Annotated in this window: 12 protein-coding genes; 1 reads left to right on the forward strand and 11 read right to left on the reverse strand. The window is 37.8% G+C overall.

Features of this window, described 5'->3' with window-relative positions; all coding sequences use genetic code 11:
* Window positions 1-374 precede the first annotated feature (374 nt).
* The 10 genes from FDP09_RS18705 to FDP09_RS18750 all read right to left on the reverse strand — a co-directional run bounded on the left by FDP09_RS18705 (window position 375) and on the right by FDP09_RS18750 (window position 19,108).
* Window positions 375-7,220, reverse strand: coding sequence for an AAA domain-containing protein (locus tag FDP09_RS18705; protein ID WP_137404113.1), 6,846 nt, complete (start codon window positions 7,218-7,220; stop codon window positions 375-377).
* A gap of 2 nt (window positions 7,221-7,222) precedes the next feature.
* Window positions 7,223-10,879 carry an AAA family ATPase gene (locus FDP09_RS18710; protein WP_137404114.1) on the reverse strand — a complete coding sequence of 1,219 codons (3,657 nt, stop codon included), beginning with the start codon at window positions 10,877-10,879 and terminating at the stop codon, window positions 7,223-7,225.
* Window positions 10,880-11,230: 351 nt separating this feature from the next.
* Window positions 11,231-11,449, reverse strand: a complete 219-nt coding sequence (locus tag FDP09_RS18715; protein WP_137404115.1) for a hypothetical protein — start codon at window positions 11,447-11,449, stop codon at window positions 11,231-11,233.
* 201 nt (window positions 11,450-11,650) lie between these two features.
* Entirely contained in the window at window positions 11,651-12,733 is a 1,083-nt protein-coding gene (locus tag FDP09_RS18720) for a GmrSD restriction endonuclease domain-containing protein (RefSeq protein ID WP_137404116.1), read from the reverse strand.
* A 2-nt stretch (window positions 12,734-12,735) separates the two neighbouring features.
* Window positions 12,736-13,719, reverse strand: coding sequence for an adenine-specific methyltransferase EcoRI family protein (locus tag FDP09_RS18725; RefSeq protein WP_137404117.1), 984 nt, complete (start codon window positions 13,717-13,719; stop codon window positions 12,736-12,738).
* A gap of 213 nt (window positions 13,720-13,932) precedes the next feature.
* Entirely contained in the window at window positions 13,933-16,059 is a 2,127-nt protein-coding gene (locus tag FDP09_RS18730) for a DEAD/DEAH box helicase (protein WP_137404118.1), read from the reverse strand.
* A 3-nt stretch (window positions 16,060-16,062) separates the two neighbouring features.
* Window positions 16,063-16,980 carry a HamA C-terminal domain-containing protein gene (locus FDP09_RS18735; protein ID WP_137404119.1) on the reverse strand — a complete coding sequence of 306 codons (918 nt, stop codon included), beginning with the start codon at window positions 16,978-16,980 and terminating at the stop codon, window positions 16,063-16,065.
* Window positions 16,981-17,133: 153 nt separating this feature from the next.
* Complete coding sequence (locus tag FDP09_RS18740; protein WP_137404120.1) at window positions 17,134-17,352, reverse strand: hypothetical protein; 219 nt, start codon at window positions 17,350-17,352, stop codon at window positions 17,134-17,136.
* 129 nt (window positions 17,353-17,481) lie between these two features.
* Window positions 17,482-18,564 carry a tyrosine-type recombinase/integrase gene (locus FDP09_RS18745; protein WP_137404121.1) on the reverse strand — a complete coding sequence of 361 codons (1,083 nt, stop codon included), beginning with the start codon at window positions 18,562-18,564 and terminating at the stop codon, window positions 17,482-17,484.
* A gap of 172 nt (window positions 18,565-18,736) precedes the next feature.
* The gene (locus tag FDP09_RS18750) at window positions 18,737-19,108 is read right to left on the reverse strand and encodes a hypothetical protein (protein WP_137404122.1); all 372 of its coding nucleotides are present in this window, start codon (window positions 19,106-19,108) and stop codon (window positions 18,737-18,739) included.
* Between the two features lie 201 nt (window positions 19,109-19,309).
* Between FDP09_RS18750 and FDP09_RS18755 the strand changes: the two genes are divergently transcribed.
* Window positions 19,310-19,663 (forward strand): single-stranded DNA-binding protein, encoded by a 354-nt coding sequence (locus FDP09_RS18755; protein ID WP_137404123.1) that lies wholly within the window; start codon window positions 19,310-19,312, stop codon window positions 19,661-19,663.
* Window positions 19,664-20,365: 702 nt separating this feature from the next.
* On the opposite strand, the gene FDP09_RS18760 is transcribed toward FDP09_RS18755, so the two are convergent.
* Window positions 20,366-20,998, reverse strand: a complete 633-nt coding sequence (locus tag FDP09_RS18760; protein WP_137404124.1) for a carbonic anhydrase family protein — start codon at window positions 20,996-20,998, stop codon at window positions 20,366-20,368.
* Between the last annotated feature and the right edge of the window lie 14 nt (window positions 20,999-21,012).

Genomic DNA, 21,012 nt, shown 5'->3' on the forward strand with positions numbered 1-21,012 from the left:
TATGAGCAGTAGCGGATTTCAACTCACTAAACTGCCAGTTAGCACCGACCTTTGATTTATAGCTTTATGTTTCAAATTAGTACTTGACCCGCTATTGCTTATACACAATGTTGTATGCCCGTGCTTTTTCATTTTGTTTTCTGTCAGCGTTGGAGCAGCCATACTCTTTGGTAAGTTTTGGCTTGGACGGCTGCTTTGAGCAACTTGCCAATGTGTATGGATGCGAAGATTCGGCTGTATGGTCATTTTCAATTTAATAGTCTAAACCTAGCAATTGTTCCAAAATGGTTTTTTCAATGTGACTGTATTCATCCAGCTTAAGGGTACTGTCTCGGTTGCCCCTGTAATTATTTTTGTTGCTTAATATCATGGTTCTATTTCCTTAATTGGATATCTATTGCAGTAGCTCCTGCTTTTATAAAATAGCTCATTTCTACTTGACCAAAAACGTTGATATTATCATGACCTGTTAGGTAGGTGTTTTGTATTATGTAATCTTTCCTTTCGAACAGGTAATTCTCAAGATCATCTGCTTGAACCAAAGTTTTATTATTCCCTGCGACTTCCATGAGTTTGTTTACGTGCCAGTTATTTTTGATTGCGTTGAAAGGACAAATTATCCATAGGTGGTCTTTAGCTCTACTTATTGCCACATTGTAGATGTATTCCTTTGAAAGTAATGAATTTGGATGGCCGGTATAATAGGTATTATTTGGATTTACAACAAAAAGAACAATATCACATTCATCGCCCTGAAAACCATGAACTGTATCACAGAAGACAGTTATGTTGTTTGATATTCCAGAAGACGTAAGAAGCTTATTCATTAACATCGCTTGTGCCTTATAAGGGCTTATAATGCCCACAGTATATTTCTCGTTGTTATCAATACATTTATCCAGGTTTGAAATTAACTCTGAAGCAATTATTCCAGCGTAGACATGGTAAGGACTGTATAATAACTTCTTAGGTTCCATAATTGAATTACTTACATCAATTGGTAAATCAATAAATGAAATCTTTGACTTAATCGGGGCATAGAAATTATTAGGGAGTTCTTTAATAGGTCTTTCTTCAAAATCCCGACCGTGCTTTAAAAGTGATTTATATGAAATGGTACTAAACAGATTTCCTATTACCTCAACACTTCTATATTGGATTTGTAAATTATCAATACTATCAGTGCTCCTTAAGTGTTGTTCATTGGGATCAAAACTTTCAATACCTAGCATTTTATAAATGCTTTCATCTCCCATAGCCAGTTCTTCCAATTTTTTATCCGACACATCCACAACTGCCGGTATTTGTTTTGGATCACCTGCAATGATAATTTTCTCTTTAGCAATAAGGGCATGTAAAGCGAAAGCAAAATATGTGAGCCCAATCATTGACGATTCGTCAAAAATTACTAAGTCCCATTTGGCTTTATCTTGGTCGAAAAGCTTAAAATTTGCACCATGTTCTGCAGACACTTGATAATATGGCAAGCGATGAATGGTTGTGATAATTACATTACATGAGTCGAAAATATTTTCATCAACCGAAATCTGGTAGATATCCTCATCCATTTGTTCAAGTTCAGGATCTGTTGGTCCTCCAATGCGTAAGACTCCAATTTGTGAATTCTGTTGAACCAACCTTTTTGCAAGGACATCACCAGCTTTATTTGTTGGCACCAGTATCAATGCTTTAAAGCTAAAATCTTTCTCAAACTTATCGACAAGGGTGTTTACCAACTTTGTCGTTTTACCTGTTCCTGGAGGGCCATAAATGAAATGTAGCGGGGGTAATGAGTCTTCAATACTTACCCATGGGGTAATTATTTCATTATTCGAAAATGCGGTGGCTAACCTTTGTAATAAATCAAGAACTGGAGTAAAGTTGATTGAAATATTGACTACTCTATCAAAGTTTGTAACCAATTTGTCTTCAATTCCTTTTGGCACATAAACCAGTAAATCTTGTCCTTTTTTGGAAACCCCTTCTACTAAAACATTCTCACGAAGTTTATTGGAAAAAACTAGCGTAATGCTAAAATTTTCAAATGCTTCTATGTTCAGAGGAATTAAGCTATTTGCACCTTTTAGTTTGAAGTATTTCTTTGATGGTATCCCATCATTATAGAATCTTTCAATACGTTGGAATGAGATTGATTTCTGTGAAATTGTATCCGATAGTTCCTCAAATGTTAGTAAATATTCAAGGTAGCTAATAAACCACTTGTATGAGTATTTTTCGTTAGATTTTATCTCTTCAATTATTTCATTTCTCTTTTCATCTAAACTTCTTTCATTTAGAACGTCAAGAATTTTCTTCGAATCATCAGAGTCAAAATCATCTCTCCCGCTGGAGGTTAGTGCATGATAAAATGCAGATAGCATTTTGTCTTTTGAGTGTATTAACTCATCAATTAATGTGGAATCATCATTAAAACCAAGCTTATTTAATTCTTCGGACAGGTTTTCAAGTGATAGGCTTCTTTCATAATAAATTATGGTTTGCCCATCTTCATCCTCTTGGACTTCAACATTCCTATATTCAATAATGCCAATTGTTGCTTTACTTCCATCTGAATCGATGCTAAATTCAAATAATAACTTATCGCACCGAAATAGTTTGACGTTATTGTCTCGTAACCAAGAAATATAAAAAGGCTCATTATGTTCGACTGGTTCTTCACAATCATAAAAATCAATCTGATAATCAAGTTTAGTATGATTGGATTCAGCAAAATCGTAATAGACCTCAGATGGATAAATAACTCTATACTTCTTTATTAATTGACTAAAGGTGTTTTTATTTTCTCCCCTTAACAGTAAAGCAAAGCTTTCACTATCAAAATGAAATGGCCACATTTCTGTTTCGTCTCCTAAAGAAATGCTTGTTTCACTATGCCATATCGGTAGTCTTATTTCAAGCGATTTCTCACTTTCCAAGAGTTTTCCAATTAGTTTTTCAATAGTTTGATGTTTGATGGATTTTATATCACAAACGAATTTTGCGTTTAACTCAAAAAATCCATCAGCAAGACCCACTAGTGTATTTGAAATTAAGTTCAGATTAATTTCGTCAACCGAAATTGGATTTGGGAGGCTGTCTGGTGCATTCAAAAGCCATTTACGAAACTTTACAATTTTACTGTCACTCACATGAAGACCCACATAACTCAGAAACCGTTCTTTCTCAATTCTTTCATTTTTTGCCCACTCTAAAATTGCATCATCAACTAACTCTGATTCTATAATTTCGTTAGCAACAACCTTTAATGAAGGATTGAAGCCCAGTACATTCTCCCAAGAAATTTTATCCAGTTTTATCCTTTTGTTTGTCGGGGTCCTTTGCCATTGCAAGAAAAGAAACTCAATTAGGTCAATCGCATTCTCACCTTTTCTAAGTATAACTGAGTTTACGCCATTTTGAAATGTAAACTCACAGCATATCAAGTTATTGACTTGCCCGTTACCATTTTCTTCTTCAATATTTGAATAAACATAAACATCACTGGCACGAAGGTTGAGTTTCCTAGTCAAATCACTATATCTACTCGACAAAAGACCCTGATCGTTGTAAAACTCCAATTTGTCTTCTTTATCCAGTAAAACATAGTTGCCTGTAAGCGGCAGCCATTCGTTGGATAGAGTTTCCACATTGTAATCATTCAAGTAACACTTTCCTTCAGAAGCTGTATGAATCAAAAGAATCAGTTGATCTGTATTATTAATTTTATGGTCTTGATCCTCAACTAGATTCATCACACGAGCGATTAGTTCATCGGTGATGTTTTCACTTGATATCTTGAATATTCTTTTAGCGGCTTTTTCTGTTAATAAAGAGTTCTGTACTGCTAATTCTACAAAAGACAAAATGGTTGGAATTGACTTTTCATTTTCCAAATTCAAAAGTTTACTTCTGGACAGTTGAATTTCAAGATCTTCATGATGAATTATAATTTGATCATTTGAAATATCTATGTCTGCTAGGGCGATTTTATAGGTGGCAGTCTCTATGGAGATTTTATCTTGAACGTCTTTGAGTTCCAAACCGTCATTACCAATTAATTCAGATAAAAATTCAAGTTTTACCTTATTCTCAGAAATTTCATCGGTTCGATAGCTGAGAACTACCTCATTTAGTTTATTGAATAGTTGGATTTTAATATCCAAACTAGCAGTGCTTACAACTTCGATAAGCTCTTCCGAGTTGTCTGGAGTTGAAAGTTGAACTAATTCGCTGTAAAGCTTTTCATTTCGATTTGGAACTAAGTTGCCAAATTCAGTTAATGAATTTGGAAGCTTAACAAAAAGTGTTTTGTGGTGCCTTTCTATATAGGTATTAAGATAAGTGTTTCCCTTGGTGAAATAGTTTTTTTCGGCACCTTTGATTAAATTAAGTGTGCCTTCCTCTTCTATTATGTAGTAATTAGTAAAAACATCGATACCAACGTTTCCTGCAAATTGAAGAAAGTAGCTTATTTCTTTGCTATTTAATGTATAGTTGTCGCTAGTTAAAATATCAGCATTATCATCAATTTTTAGACAATTAAGCTCATACCCAAATAAAAATTCTTTATCAGGTACTTGAACATCAAAGGTTTCATCCAAAAGTGTTTGAATTTCATCATAACTTTCAAAATCTAAACTGGACAATTGGGGATGGTAAAATGGAGCCAATACCTCTTTAATTTCGCCATTGAAAAAGATAGATTGGGTTGCCGAACTCAGATTATCACCATCTTCATCATTTCCTTGTTGGAAGAAAAATTCAACATCAGAAAGGACAGACTGTCTTTCAGAACTAGACAATGAAATAATCTTATTAGCTATATCATACCAAAATGGTTGAACTACACTATTAAATATTTTTGAATCATCTGACTCTAGATAAGTCTCTATTTCTTTTGATCGTTCAGTAGAATTAATGATATACGGAGCTAACCATGTCTTGTTTGTTGATTTTAGGAGATGCTTTAATCTTACACAGTCACCTTTGGCATTCTGAAATAATCTTAATTCTTGTAAACGTTCTTTACGCCTGCCTTCCTCTATCATGTCTTTTAACGCAACAAAAACGGATTGCTTTTCAGATGGACTGAGCAACTCTACTTTTCCATTACTGATTATCTCAAATATTTTAGGCTGACTCCTTAACTGACCATTTGTGTTCAAATAAGGACTGTAGTTCCTGAAAAAATCATAATCATCTAGGTTGGTTAAATTTATTTTTAAACCTATTCTTTTGAGAGTTTCAGTTATTGATGCCAGGTTATTATGAATAATCAGGTAACAATCATCTTGAACTTGGGCTATCTCATTATCTGATAAAAGCTGCCCATCATCAAAATGGAATAGTTTTAAAGCTTTTAAATTGTTTTTGAAACTATCTGATTGGACTCGCTCTTTATTGAAATATTGTAACTCTTCAAAAACTACATTTATTCTTGTAGGGCCTTGTTCTAACCATTTATTCACATGTGTAGCAACTTCTTGTTTTTGAAGCAGTGTGAAAATATCAAAGGGTAGTGGGTTTAGTTTCTGGAAAGCTTTTTCCCTTATGAGATCAGGTGATTCAGGTCCCCAATAAAACCAATTAAAGCTTGAAACGCCATAAATTTCCGGAGATACTTCAATGTTTGTCTTTTTGATCTTTGGTTGAAGATGCGTCAACGTAAAGCTATTGTCGGACATGAATTGACGAACAGGAATAAGCTTCTTTAATACCTTGGTGATTTCATCAATGAATGGTTCTTTAACCCATTGTCTTTCGTAAACATGACTTTCACTGGAAGTTAGGAGGGCGGCATATAGGTCTAAAAACTTTTTGTTTTGGCCGTTTTCATAAATTGAAAGCAACTCTGTTTCCAGTCGTCTGGCAATTACTCTCAGCAGACGTTCATTGATACCGTCTTCTCCTTGAGTACCTTTATGAAGGAAGGTTCTTGAGCTGGCTTTGTAAAAAGCGTTGGAGTGTAATACAAAGTTGAAATTGTGAACTTCTTCACTCAATGGGAAATACAAGTAGAAGTTTGGAGCTCCTTTAAAGTAATCGCCTATTTCGTTATACCCCCGAAAGCCAAATAGAACTTCAATATCATCTTCTTTTTCAAATTTTGTCTTTTGGTCGTTGGTTAGCTCTTCTTTATTTGTGACACCAAACCTTATAAACAAGTAATCTTCAGTGTGGTCTGCTTTGGTTATTTTGAAATAATGATAGTGAAGATCCGGTTTGTGTATAGGTTCGTCTTTATTTAACTGAACCGTATTAAGAAGTTGGTGCGCTTTCTTATCGGCTTCAGCTGTTTCTTGCAGAATTGCCAAAGAAAACCTTACCCCTTCTCCAAGATTTTTATCTGCCAGATCATTTTCTTTACCTGATCCAAGTTTTATGAAAAAGAGAGAGCCTTCTTTGTACGTTTCTTCATTGAGAATATCCTTATAGTTTGATACCCACCTTTGGAGTGCTCCGATTTCATTTGATGTAAATACAGGTAAATTAGCGGGTTCTCCATTTGTGAGAATCACATTTTCATCAACAATTTCATTCTCAGGTAAACCAGGAAAGCAGGTAATAAGAATTTTGAAAAGCCAGGGATGTTTATCAGCAATTTCAATTTTATCTTCGTGGGTTTTAAAATCAATGTCAACAGGTTCGATTTTTGTTTCTGCTGATGCAAGGTTTGTAATCTCGTTATTTTGCCAACTAAATAAAATTGGTCCTGAAGGTTCGGAACTAAGTAGTTCATCCAAACCATTTTCTTTACCTACCAAACGGTGCGCAAGCTTAAAGCCTATACCAAACTTTCCGATACTTTGGCTATCCGCTGTTTTGGTAGAAGAACCTACATTTAAAATAGAACGAATACTATCAAAATTGAACATTTTGCCATTATTGGCAATCAAAACGTAATGGTTCCCATCAATCTCGTCCCTTCCCCATGCCATAGTAAAATGGCTCGCTCCAGCATCAACTGCATTCTGGAGAAACTCATAAACGGCTTGACCGTCTTTTGCCATGTCTAGGAAGCTCTGCAAGAAATTTCCAATACCTTGTTCTGCCTTGCCATAGCCTTCTTTGTCTCCGTGATAGACTTCAAACCAACCAAACTCTCTTTTCCCATTCTCACTGATTCGAAATGTGCCCATGTTATGCTCATTTCTATTAGGAAGATCACGTACGATTTCCTTGTAGAAAGTTCTGTATTGACGGATGTTCTTGATCTTCATCCTTAAATCATCTTTTCAATTTTTGTAATCACTTCTTCAATGGCCAAAGAATTAATCCCGCCTTTTTCACTCTCTGTGGTGGTAAATAGATTCTCATCCATTTTATATCCGTTGTCTTTGTAGAATTGAAGTTTCTTTTCCCAGTCTGCTTTGTAGCTGGGTAATGACATCATCCCTAAATGTTCCAGGATTACGATATCTCCGGCAGCATCTATGAAGGTAAAGTCCGGAATACGCTTCTGTCCGTTTTTGCCCAAGAATTCCCGTTCATATTCAAACTCGATACCCTTCTCTACCAGCATATTGGCGATAATCACTTCTGACTTGCTTCGCACCAGCAAACCTTCTTTTTTGGTCTTATGAATTAGCCCTTCCGCAAAGGGAATACTGTGCTTTTCTTCTCTTACCGAGTAAGCAAACAGATGGGTATTTCGCTTAGCCGTTTCAGAATATTGTGGTTTGGATAGGTTGATAATCCATTGTGGCGTATCACCTTCAATGAGAAGAATCAACTGCTTTTTAGCTCTGGTTAAAGCCGTGTAAATCAGCTCCCGAGAGATAATCCGACCCGTTTTAGGTATCACCAAAAACACATAGTCAAAATCACTTCCCTGACTTTTATGCACAGTAATGGCATATGCCAGTTCTAGGTTACTTGAATCATTTTCGGCTTGACCTTGACCTCTGTATCCAAATGTGATTTTGTCGTCAACTCCTGCAAATACCACATTGGCAAAGCCTTTATTGGTTGCTTTTACCAACCCCAGCTGCCCATTGGATAATTGATGCTTTTCACCGCCCGGAAATCCTTCTTTCCATTCGTTTACCGTTTGGATCACCTTATCGTAAAAGCCAATCTGATATTCGCCTATAGAAACTGTTCCCTTTAATCCTGTTCTAAACTGTTGCTGAAAAATCCGGTTCAAATTGAAGGAACCCCAATACGGTGCCTTAACCGGACTGAGCAATTGAAAGGCTTCAATTTTGCCTGTATCAATTTTGCTTCCGTTCACACCTAAAAAGGCATTGAGTTTGGCATAGTCCCTTTCGTCTTTTAGCCCAAGTTTATCAATCAGTAAGGCGTTTAATGCTTTTACCAATGACTGCTCATCTTCCCAGGTTGCTACATGCAAATCGTTAAGTAATGAATTGTCTCCTAACTTTTGGAAAATGGCATCCGCATCTTTACTTGGCTTTAATCCTGAATACCAGGATGCAAGGGTTAAGGTATCTGAATTGGCTCCATCAACGTTTCTTACCACTTCTTTCAACCTTGCCAGTGCATTGGTAGCGTCATAGTCTTCATGCTCGGTCTCCAAGTTATCAAGGCAAGTGCAGAAATCTGCAAAGGGCCTTCCTGCTCCGATTGGCGGTAATTGGTAAGGGTCTCCAACGAGAATAAGTCGTTTGATGTGTCCCAAATCCAATGCTTGCATTAAGGCATACAAATCATCTTCAGTAAGCATGGAGCACTCATCCACAATTACGTTTTGTTTGCCTTTGTATTTTTCGGGTCCCGAAAACCGTGGTTTCATTCGGTTCCAATCAAATCGCTTTTGCTTATTTAAAAATTGAGCAATGGTGAACGCTTCACCACCCGCCATTTTGCCCAGTTTCACTCTGGCTTTGCCTGTTGGTGCTAAAAGGAGGATGCCTTCGCTGGTAAGTGATTGGCAGCCGAATAAAGCACCCAATACGGTAGTTTTTCCGGTACCTGCTGGGCCAAGCAGAACGGAAATTTTCCTTCCTGTTATGCGCTTTAGGGCTGAAACCTGATCCGATAGTGCTGCCGCATGTTTGGGATTACTTGGTTCGAAGATTATCCCATTGTTGTAAATTGATTGCTTGATTAATTGTTCCCAGTTTTCATCAACAGGGTCTAATTCTTTTTTAGCGCGGGCAATTAATACCTTTCTGAACCAGGATTCAATGTCATTGTACTTAGCCAGTTGAAGCGAATGTATTTCTTCTGCATCTATAAAACTGATTTGCTCTTTGATGAACTCAATATTGGTGACCACGTAGTTGGCAGGAAGCACCGTATTCCGTTGCAGATTGAGTGTGTTGATGGTCTCGGTAATCTCGTTTACCGAAACAAGTGTGTCTCCGTTTTCCGCTGCACCTTTCAATACTTGAGTGATTATGGCCCTGATGCGTCTTTGGTCTAGTGGAGAATCCACCAATTGCGGCTTCTCAGGCACATGCTCTCCCTGAATCGCTTTATCTTCAAATAGGCCATTGTCTAAGGTTTCAACGGCTATAGGATAGTCTTCAAGGTCTCCTTCATCCAGTTCTGCTATACGATAAGGATTGAGTATTAGCTCAGCATCTGTTGACTTATAACCGAGTTTGGTTCGGGTACCGGCATCAAACCAGTTTTTGATTTGTTTTTCTGTGAGTTCAAATCTGGAAAGCAGCATCAACAAGTTCTTGCGTTCTGTGCTTTCATTGAGCCAGATATCCCTGAAATGCGGCAAATCAGCAGCATAGGGTTTTCGACCCAGATTGATGTGCTCATAAATAGCATCTTCCCAGGCATCCCATGGATTGTCTTTGGTGTCTAAGTGATTTTCTGCTCGTAAGTCTTCTTCCAGTAAATGGCCGTATTGAAAACCCAACGCCAACAAGGCATTGCCAAAGGATGGGAATGGCCCCATACTTTCCTTTACCTTGCCAATTTGCTTGTCTATCCAAATAATGTGTTGATCCCAAACGTCTTTGACAATCCCATGTTCTTTGATGCGCTCAATGATGCTGCGCAATTTGCCCAGAACCACCAAAACAGAACTGTCATTTACATGCTCACTGCCATAAGCAAATTCATCTATGATTTCCTGCCTACTGGCCGTTTCCTGCAGGGTGAGCTTGATTTCATTTAGCAGATCCTGCTTGTTCTTTTTCCCTTCTTTGGTTTTTAGCTGAAAGTCATCCGGTAGTTCGAGGTACTCGTGATAGGGAAGTAGAATGCCTTCGCTTGCCGCATCATTTGGGCGAATGCCATGTGAGATCAGTCTGTCCCACAAGGGGTAAGTGTAATCGGCTGTGGTTTCGTATTTGAGAATCTTAGATTTGGTTTTTATAGAACCAATGCCCACAATTAACCTGCGGCTGTCTTCGTCTATCGGGTTTGCACCTTTGGCATAAAAAATCACTAAGGAATGCTCTTCTTTGATGGGCTCGAAGAAGCGTTTTAATAGGGCTTCCTGCGTTTTGCTGGTATACACCCAAGACGAAGGGAAAGGTGGATTTTCATCATGTGGAATGTCCGGATACCATTCCCTTATGGTGGCTTGATTGCCCCTTAGCATCCACCAAAAAGGAACCGCAAAGCAGCTATACGGGGGCACTTCAATAGTGGTGGGCTTAAGCTTGGTGTGTGGAATATCTTTCCAGCCCGGTTTATTGTAAGGGTGATTGAACTGACGCTTGTATTTTCGGAAACTCATAAAACTACCACCTTCTGCTTTGCAGGGCGGCAACTGACTGTCTTGCAATTCAGCCCAGTGTTTACCTGCTAAGGCTTCTTCCGATTGATCATTTTTTTCTTGATAAATTCGGGGCAGGTTGAGGCAAAAAGCATTTTGCGAAGGGTGTTTACAAACCGCTCCGTTCCATTTGCTATCGTGCCAGGCTACTCTGATGGATAAATGCTGGTTCATATGTTTGCTGTTTCTTTAACGAGGTGGTTTACCCTAACCATACCGCTCAATAAGTATTGGATTAATCCTGTTTTGAGGGATTGGAGTTTGGAGTATTTTGTTTTGTCTTGTTTCATCAAATTCTTTATCCCTTTTAGAGCGTTGACAAAAAACAGCTCTTTTGGTTTTTCAAGCGTTGGCTTTTGTGTCGGCAAAAACCAAATGTGCTGTTTGTGCGTTGGCTCTTTTCGCATGGCATACAACGCCCTGTGTAGAAGCAGTAGCAGCCTTTATTTCATCAATATCCCGAAAGCAACTACCGTTGACCAGCGACTTACGGTTCCTGCTTGAACCAAAAAAAAGCTATTGCTTCTACACCTTGTTATAGTGCGTTTGTTTTGTTTCCGTTATCAGTCTTCCCTTTTGAACCCTTGATCCAGCCAAGGTTTTTGCACAGACCTCAACTGTCAGGGTGACCTTCTTTTTTCCAATCTCCCCCTCCTTTCGGCTTCCTTCAATCGCTCCCCTCAAATCGACAAACCGGGAGGCGAAGCCCCTCTTCTTCCTTTCCCCTTCATCCTCCTTTTTCAAAACCCTTCAATGAGCCGCCAAAAACATCGCTAAATGAAGCTAAAAAGCTCACCCAATGCGCTATAACGGTCCGGCTATGCGTAGTGCGGGATTTCAAGGCACTTTACTGTCCGCCTACCGTAAAGTTTGATTAATGTAAATGCTTTCATGTCAGCACTTTCACCCGCATTACGTATAGCCATTGTTGGCGTGTCGTGCTTTTTATTTTCCACTTTTTCGTCTGTTGTCTTCTTTACAAAGCATTTGACAGTTTTCAGCACTTGTCTTTCCGCCTTCATGCCAAGGTGTTATGTGGTCAGCTTCCATTTCTTCAATTTCAAAACTTTCTTTACAGACGACACAAACTCCCTTTTGTCTTTCATATGCTTCTCTTTTTTGACTTGGGCTAAAAGCTCGAATATTTAAGTACTTTTCTTTGCCTGTTAGTACATAGTGATAAATGCCTTTTTTCTTTGTAACATCTTCATCAAGCATCAAAGAGGAAATCTGTTTTTCTAATTCTTTAGAATCAATTTTTACGTCTTTGAATTCGTTGTACAAAAAGCCCCAATCAATCCCTTTCATTTCCCTACGATATTTTGGAAAAACAGCTCTGACCCAATTTATTACACTTTGAAAATAGAGCCACAATTCATTGGCATTAGGTTCGTGTTGATTTTTTGCCATGTATGATTCGATTGCATCATCACTTATCCATTTAATTGTCGTTTCGAGATAATCTTGTCGAATTGCTGAACCATTCATTAAATCACCACCTAAACTGTATGCTGCACAACCATTTTTACTGAAATATCTCTTTGCATCAGAAACCCAAGAACCTGAATAAACTGCATTTCTTAATTCCTGGTCAGTCAGTTTTTCACCTGCAATGTTGATAGTTCTGAACCATTCGAGCTTTTCACTATCTGAACCGCTACACAGGTATACCATCAATTTGTAATTTAGAATTTGCTCCTTTTCATCGGACTGTAGATTATGGAAGTACCTATCGTTAAATGCAAAATCACCTTCAACAAATTGAGCAATTGATATTGTCCGTTGTTGGCCGTCAATAACTTCATAATTCCCATCTTCTCTTACTGCCCAATACATCACATTAAGTGGAAACTCCTTTGTTATTGTATTAATAACAGCATCTCTCTGTTTATCCTTATAGATAAATTCTCTTTGATAGGGTGGACGTATATCCAATTTGCCTCCATAGCCAACAACTCCACCTTCTTCATTGTCTTCGTAATTATTGGTCAAATCTCTAACCGTGATTTCTTTTAATTCTATGTTCATTTTTAGGCGATTACTTTTTTGTTTTTAATGAGAATGCGAGCATAAATCTTCTTTCCATTAATGTAAGGATAGCCATGATTAAACTCATCAATTTTTGTTGTTACCATTTGACCAATTAATTCAAATTGGTCAGGATTATACTTGCTCATAAATGTTATTGGTACTCCCATAATGCCTTCAAAATCCATTGGGATTTCTCTGGCTTTATCCACATTTATTGCATCGTAGTTGTCATATTTAGGATACTCTTCTTCATTTCCGTAATATTTTTTAAAGAGTATCATGTCTTCGTGCCTTTTTTTAATCTCCAAATTGGTGTACCAAACTACACCCGATACTCGAATCATTCCTTCTTTGTGGTCCGTATCTGAAGCGTAATCTTCATAATGAGGATTAATGAAATGAGCCATGTTTCGATTAAATCCGTAGCCTAACCAAATCTTATTATCCTTTAAATATTTGAATATCTCCTTATATGTTATGGCGTTTTGGTGTCCAATGATTATGAATTTTTTATCGTGTTCAATTAATTGGGTAACATACTCTCGAAAAAGTGAGAAAGGTGGGTTTGTTACAACAATATCTGCTTGTTCTAATAGCTCAATGCTTTCTTTACTTCTAAAATCTCCATCGCCTTTTAAATGTACTATTCCTATTTCTTCAGGGTCAGGCACGTTATTTCCATTTTTATCTCCTGTATATTCTAAATAAATGGCTTGTTCTGAATCATTCAGGCTGAATAAGTCACGTTCTTGATTTTTGTAGCAAGTTGTAATTAGTCTTTTTAGACCAAGTCTTTCAAAATTGTATGAGAAGTAATGAAAGAAATTACTAATTCTTGGGTCATCACAATTACAATAAACAGTCTTGTCTTTGAAATGCTTCTTATAGTGTCTCAATTCTTTCTCAATGTCGGAAAGCTGGGTGTAGAATTCATCCTTTTTAGACTTACTTGCTTTATGTAAATGTTTGTTTTCGTTCGGCATAGTTTAATTTATGTCGTCAAATTTATGTTCGTATTATCGTTTACTTTGTCGTTTTCCGCATGCACGCCAACGGTTAGTATATGAAAAGTAGGCGGTTTCGAAGCTCAAAACTTTCAGTTAAGTATTGAGTTTGATACGAGCCAAAACCCTTGGTTTTACTACTATTTCGCCTATTTTTTATATACATTGTTATGCCTTCGCCTTTTATTTTATTTATTCTGAATTTGTCGTGATTCCGTCATAAAAATAGTCAACTATGTATTTGTCGAACGTATCTATATAATCGTATGACTTAATCATCTCTTTCCCGATTTTATGAAATATTTCGATTGCATTGTGAATGTTCAAATTTTCATCCAAGAAGTTGATTATACCATTTTGATGCAATTTCCGTGAAATCATTCTTGGCATACCATATTCCTCTAGTTGATAAACAACCGATGGAAGGAATGCGTGAGAAACCCTAGAAACAAAAGGAGCTACATCTGTTCCGTTGTTAATTATTTCTTTTTGAAGAATGTTTATATCACTTATTAAGGAAGATAGATTAAAAGCAGCTGTCCTTTCCAACTTGAAAAATTGCTCAATATCAATATCAAATTCGTCTAATTCATCTAAAAGTTCAGGAATTGTACTTCCCCAATTCTCAACTAGAACTTTAACAAACTCTACAAATTTCCTATGTTGGATACCATACGGACCATCACCCCATTCGCCTGGTTGTAAACTAATTATTTTCCATAATAGTCTATCCCAAGATTCCGGTTCGTTAGAATTTAGATATGAAAGCCCATTCCATTCCTCTGGATTAGATTTCATTTGTCTTGCCGTTTCTTTGATAAATTCCGAATTATTAGATTGGAAAATATTTTCTTTTAATAGCCTATCATAAGATTCTTTTCCAAGAATATCGTACATCTCATTTTTAAATGTTACAATTTTGGCGATTTGCTCATTGTCTAAACTTGAACTGTAAATATTTTCGTCCAAGTCACCTAAAATAGTGTCTGGAAATGGAATGTCTAGCTGAGTTGTTCCTTCTTGAGGTGGTGGTTCAAGTAAGTATATTTTACCAATAAAATACTTAAACATTCTACCTCCTCTGCCAATAATATTTTTATAGGTAAAACTGTCTAAAATACTGTTGCCACCACTTTTTCGATTTCGCCAAATAATAACGTTTTCTGCGGATGTATTTACACCTTCTATTATTGATGAAGTAGAGATAATATTATTTAATCCTTCTTGTTCTTCAAATAACTTGACTTGAATCTGACTTATAGAACGATGCAATTGACCATTATGAATGCCAACACCTCTTTTCACCAGATTAGTTAGTTTCCAATTAGCTCCATAATTTATTGTTAGCCAATTAGCAAATTCTACCATTAAAGGTTTGTCGGAAATTGGAAGGTTTTCATTTAATAGATTTGAAACTTTGTCTATTTGCGGATATGATGCAGCATAAATAAGTGACTTTGTTTTGGTTTCTTCAAGAATTTTCAGAAGCACTTCGCCTTTTTGAAGTTCTTTTTCAATTCTGTCTCCTTCAATTTCTTTGTATGGTTCAAAGCGTTCAAGATAAACTGTGCTGAATCCTAATTTATCCTCAAAAGCCATATCTTGAGTAAATACATTATCACCAATAGAAGTTATGTTGGGAGCTAAGAAATATTTTTGTTTCGATTTAAGACCTAGTTTAATAATTGCCTTTAGCAGAGATGGAGACCTAGATTTATCATATACAGAACTTGCTTTATAGAACTCATCAATTATTAAAATATCAATACTGTCGATTTTATTTACATAATTCATTGCCCTTTCTTGTGGGAAAATAAAAATGTTTCTTTCAGCAAGCTCAACTTCAGTAGTTGTTATAATTTTATAACTATTCGCGAACTTCTTGTATAAACGTCTCCTTGTCTCGTCAGTTAGAGCAATTGTCGGGACGATTATCACTACATTATCAGGCTTTTTAATTGAAATAAAAGCATCTATCACAAAGCTTTTCCCAAAGCTTGTTGGAGCACTTACTGCAATGTTTTCTCCATTAACTAATCGTTTTAATAATGACGATTGTTCTCTATGCAAGGTGGCTTGTTTACCTCCTATATCGACCTTGAATATTTCAAATACAAATCTGTCTTCCCAATTAGCAGTATCAGCTTTGAGGTATGGATATAGACCTGTTTCACGAATTAAATGATTTACTAATGGTGAATATTCAATTTCGTTTCTTTCGTGATAATCCAATAGTTTAATTAGCTCATTTCTAGCTTGAACCTCTTTACGTTCAATTAAGAATTGATTGACTATATGACAAGTTTCAAATATTTCCATTGGTTAAGAATTTTTATAGAAGTCAGCCATTGAAACAAACTTGTCCACAATAGTTTTCTTGAGTGGAACAGGAAATAAAATCAAATGAAATTTGATTTGAGAATACTGTGGTATTCCACCGATTTTATTTAATTGTTTATTGAAAAATGATTCCGCTCTTTTTTTATGATATGCAATCATTTCGGTTTTATATTCATCAGAAATTATGTTGTGATTTTGGGTTATTTCACATTCGTGCAATAGTAAAATTGGTATATGTAGTTTAGGTTTTATTAAGTCAATAGATTCTCTTGGCGATAGAGCTGCTTTTATAGAATCTCTTAACGTTTCATCTCCAATTAGAGAATCTATATCAGAAACATTTGTAATTATGCTATTTTCTTTTTTTAATTTCTCAGTTAATAAAGAGTTTTCTATTGAGTTAATGATACTTGGAATTCTTGCATCTTCGATGCTATCATAAAATTTAGCTTCACCAAACCATATGGAAAAGTCAGTGTCATTTTCTATTATTATATGAACACTATCGGCACCTTTAGCATTGTCTTGTGGATTTTGTTTATAAAAAATTTTTGGTACTATCGGTAGTGCATTGAAGTGATGCTTCATAATAGCATATAAAACTATTTCAGCAATTTCACTTCCTTTGCTAATATCCCCCGATTTGTCAGAAAGTCTGAGGTTCTTTGCTGCATAAGTTAAAAGTGAGTGATGATTATTCACAAGACTTTCTCTTTCTTTATGAGATAGTGCGGTTTCTGCGATATTATCCCAAATGAAATTTTGAAAATGATTGTACCGCCATTCTGTTGCTTCAAAATTATTTATCATACTTATCACACTCTTATTGTCAACTGGATTTAAAGTAGCGTCAGTATTAATATCGGTGAAAGTGTTATTTATAAGTATTTCAAAATCCATTCTCTTTATTTATTTGGCTACTCGGTTTTTTAGGTGAGGCATAACGCCCTGTGTAGAAGCAGTAGCAGCCTTTCTTCCATCAATATCCCGAAAGCAACTACCGTTGACCAGCGACTTACGGTTCCTGCTTGAACCAAAAAAAAGCTATTGCTTCTACACCTTGTTATAGTGCGTTTGTTTTGTTTCCGTTATCAGTCTTCCCTTTTGAAATCTTGATCCAGCCAAGGTTTTTGCACAGACCTCAACTGTCAGGGTGACCTTCTTTTTTCCAATCTCCACCTCCTTTCGGCTTCCTTCAATCGCTCCCCTCAAATCGACAAAACGGGAGGCGAAGCCCCTTTTCCTCCCTCCTCCTTCAATCTCCTTTTTCAAAACCCTTCAATGTGCCGCCAAAAACATCGCTAAATGAAGCTAAAAAGCTCACCCAATGCACTATAACACTTATATAAAAGCAACTCCATTGCCTCTATATCCATTATGTCTGCACTAAGATAATCGTTTTTATAAATTATCAAGCGGACTTTTGATCGTTTTGGACGAAATCCCTATTACGTGAGTGTATATTTGGGTGGTCTTGGCACTTTCGTGTCCCAGCATTACCTGAACCTGCCGCATATTGATCCCTTGCTCCAAACAGTGGGTGGCAAAACTATGGCGAAGCGTATGTAAAGTGGCCCACGGATCCACCTGTGCTCCTTCTGCTGCCCGTCGAAAGACCATCTGAAGACTCTTCACAGCGTACTGCCCCCCTTCTTGACCTTCAAATAGCCAATAGGATGGTTTGTACTCCTTATAGTAAGATCGGAGTAGTATAAGTAACTTTTGTGACAGAATGGTCCGCCGATCTTTCTTTCCTTTGGCACCTTTGATAAAGATATACCCCTCATCTGACCGAATGTCCCTCACTCTAAGCTTAATCAACTCCCCTGCCCTTAATCCCCCACCGTACACGGTGTGAAGCATGGCTTTGTGTTTTAGGTTTTTTGGAAAACTGATGAGTCTTTTCACTTCTTCTTGACTCAATACATTTGGGAGCCGCTTTGCTTTTTTTGGCCGCTGAAGATCGTAATATTCCCTTGGAAGCCCCAATACATGCTCATAATAGCATTTTATGGCATTGATGGTTTGGTTCTGCTTGGTGCCGGATATGCCGTAGTGCTGGATCAGACCTGCCATATAGGACGCTATCGATGCTTTATCAAGGGTTTTCAGGTCCTTTCCCTCATGAAACATCAGAAACTGCCTGAATTCACTTACATACGTGCGTATAGTATGGCCACTATATGCCTTTAGCAGTAGTTTCTCTTCATATATGGCCAAGGTATCAAGCAAAGATGAGGACAGCTCACGATGGGGTAAAGCCGGTTTGGTGTTCTTTTCGCATACCTTCACGTCATTGCCCAAAAGCCCCTTGAGCCAATGGAGGTTCTCGGCAGTGTTCCGGATACTCCATAATTTCTGCACGGGATGATAAAAACTATCCTGCTTGTCCTTGACAGCCTCCCTTACGGCCTTCATGGGAAAGGGAATAAAAAACTTAATCCTTCCTGCTTTTGGGTGTGGATGATAGATAATAGGATCCATGTAAAAATAAAGTCAAAAAAAATCATCCAAACGGACCTTAACCGTTTACTTCCGAATGTAAACGGATAACAACGGATAAACCACCCCGTCAGTCACAACCACAATCCCGGTCACTTTTGGACTTTTGGAAACATTCCCCAAGGCCTTGCCCTGGTAAATGTGGTCAAAACCTTCAGACATGCTCCCGGACCTTCACCACCAAAAACCAGTCACTGTCCAGCTGCAGATACCCATAGTCATAGCAATAGATATAGACATCCCCCCTTTTGTTGATGTATCGATGGGTGTGGTATTTAAACTGAAAGCCTTTCATAATCAGCTGTTCCCGTGAAATCCGCATGGTTTCCTTTACATCAGTAAGTGCCATTTCGAGGATTTTGCGGTTCTTCTTCAGGGCATTGTTGATCTTTCGGACGGTTTGGTACCTTCCGGACTTGAGGTGGTTGTTATAATGGCTGCGGCAAAAATCATCACAGAACTTTTTGTCCGACCTCCCTTGGATGGGCTTTTGGCAATTCAGGCATTTCTTCTCTTCTAAAAACATCGTGTACTCAAATTATAAAATCAAAAATTATAGGAATATACACAATTTCAAGCGCTTTATCAACCGTACATACCCGGCTGTATCCGTTTACAAACGACTACAAACGGTTAATACCCGACTATTTTCCTCTTTCCCTTCCACCTTTGCTTTAGATTAATATCGTTGTCGATCATCAACGATTTCACTAAAACAACATATATCATGAATACACTTAGAAACAAAGTACAGTTGATCGGAAGGTTAGGTGCCAAGGCGGACTATAAAGTCCTGGAAAACAACAATGCCATGGCACGCCTAAGCTTGGCCACCAATGAGATCTATAAAAATGCCAAAGGGGAACGAGTGGAAGACACCACTTGGCACCAGGTCGTTGCTTGGGGCAAAATGGCTGAAATCATTCACAAATACACAGACAAAGGCACCGAAATCGCCATTGAAGGCAAACTAATCAACAGGACTTATACCGATTCCAAAGGAGAGAAAAAGTACATCACTGAAGTACAGGTCAAGGACGTAGTCCTCTTGGGTGAAAAAAATGCTGCTTCAAATTCCTGACCAAGCACTGTCAAGGCTGTTTTCACACCAGCTATTGAAGTTTTTCTTCTCAACGTTTTTACCTGAGCTCGACTTAATTTTAGTATTTAAAGCGTCATACGAACCCTTTTAAGGAGGGTGTGGGTTGGAAATGGGTGTGGCAACTCGCCGCGGCGAGCTGCCACGGCTTCCACCCCTCAAATCTCCCCCTGTTTCCGTTATACGACAGCTGTGCTGCGGAACCACTAGCATTGAGTTTTCTAACTCAATACCACCTGTTGGAGTTTTTCTTTGTAATGTGACTTGACCTTAGGTACATAGGGCACAATTGGCCAAGGGAGATTTCAAATCCCGAACAGCACAGTTCATTTATTTGTAGCAGCAGGTGTGCATAAACTGGGGTGAAACACAAACGGCCGGTTACTTGTGTCGTTGAGGCCTTGTGGCAAAACACATCATCAATAAAGCCTCGTCACAAGGAGGCTAGCAATCGCATTTCTGCATGCCTCCATAAAAAGAGAGGCCGTTTCCTAAGAAACGGCCTCTCTTAAATTATAAGTGTACGTCATCGTGTCAGTAATAGAAACAACTTATATCAAACGCTAAGTTTCCACGACTGTGGACTGATCATCGTCATCTAAGAACGATCATTTGCCTAAAGTGATCAGTCAAGTGGCCGTTTTGGCATAAAAGCGTATAATCAAAATATAAATCAACCTGTTCCTACTTGAACATTTCCTTGGTAATGCTGACTTCTCCTGTCTCCACATCATAGTATGCTCCGACCAAACCGATCTTACCCTCTTCAAACAACTCCTTCAAGACATCGCTATTTTTCAAAACCCCATCCATGGTATCAACCACATTTTGCTTCGAAACTTCCTCCACAAAAGCAGGATCTGTATGCTTCTTGTCGAGCCTTTCACTTACCTTTTTGATGGAAGGATTGACCTTTTCCAAAAGTCCAGTCAGATTGCCCATTTTCACTTCTGAGCATGCTCCGGTCACTGCACCGCATTTGCTATGGCCTAGGACAACGACCAACTTGGATCCGGCCACTTTACAGGCATACTCCATGCTGCCCAGAATGTCTTCGTTGGCCACATTTCCAGCGATTCTCACACTGAAAATATCACCCAGGCCCTGATCAAAAATCAATTCCGCAGAGGTCCTGCTGTCTATACAGCTCAGCACGATAGCAAATGGCCACTGTCCATCGCGGGTATCATTGACTTGGTTAAGTAGGTGCCTGTTCAGCTTGAGGTTGTTTACAAATCGCTGGTTGCCTTCCTTCAAAAATTCCAAGGCTTTCTTGGGGGTTACTGACGCTTGGGTTTCCGCAGTATGTGCTTTCATATTTTGGTTAGTTT

The organism is Echinicola rosea, assembly GCF_005281475.1.
GTDB lineage: Bacteria > Bacteroidota > Bacteroidia > Cytophagales > Cyclobacteriaceae > Echinicola > Echinicola rosea.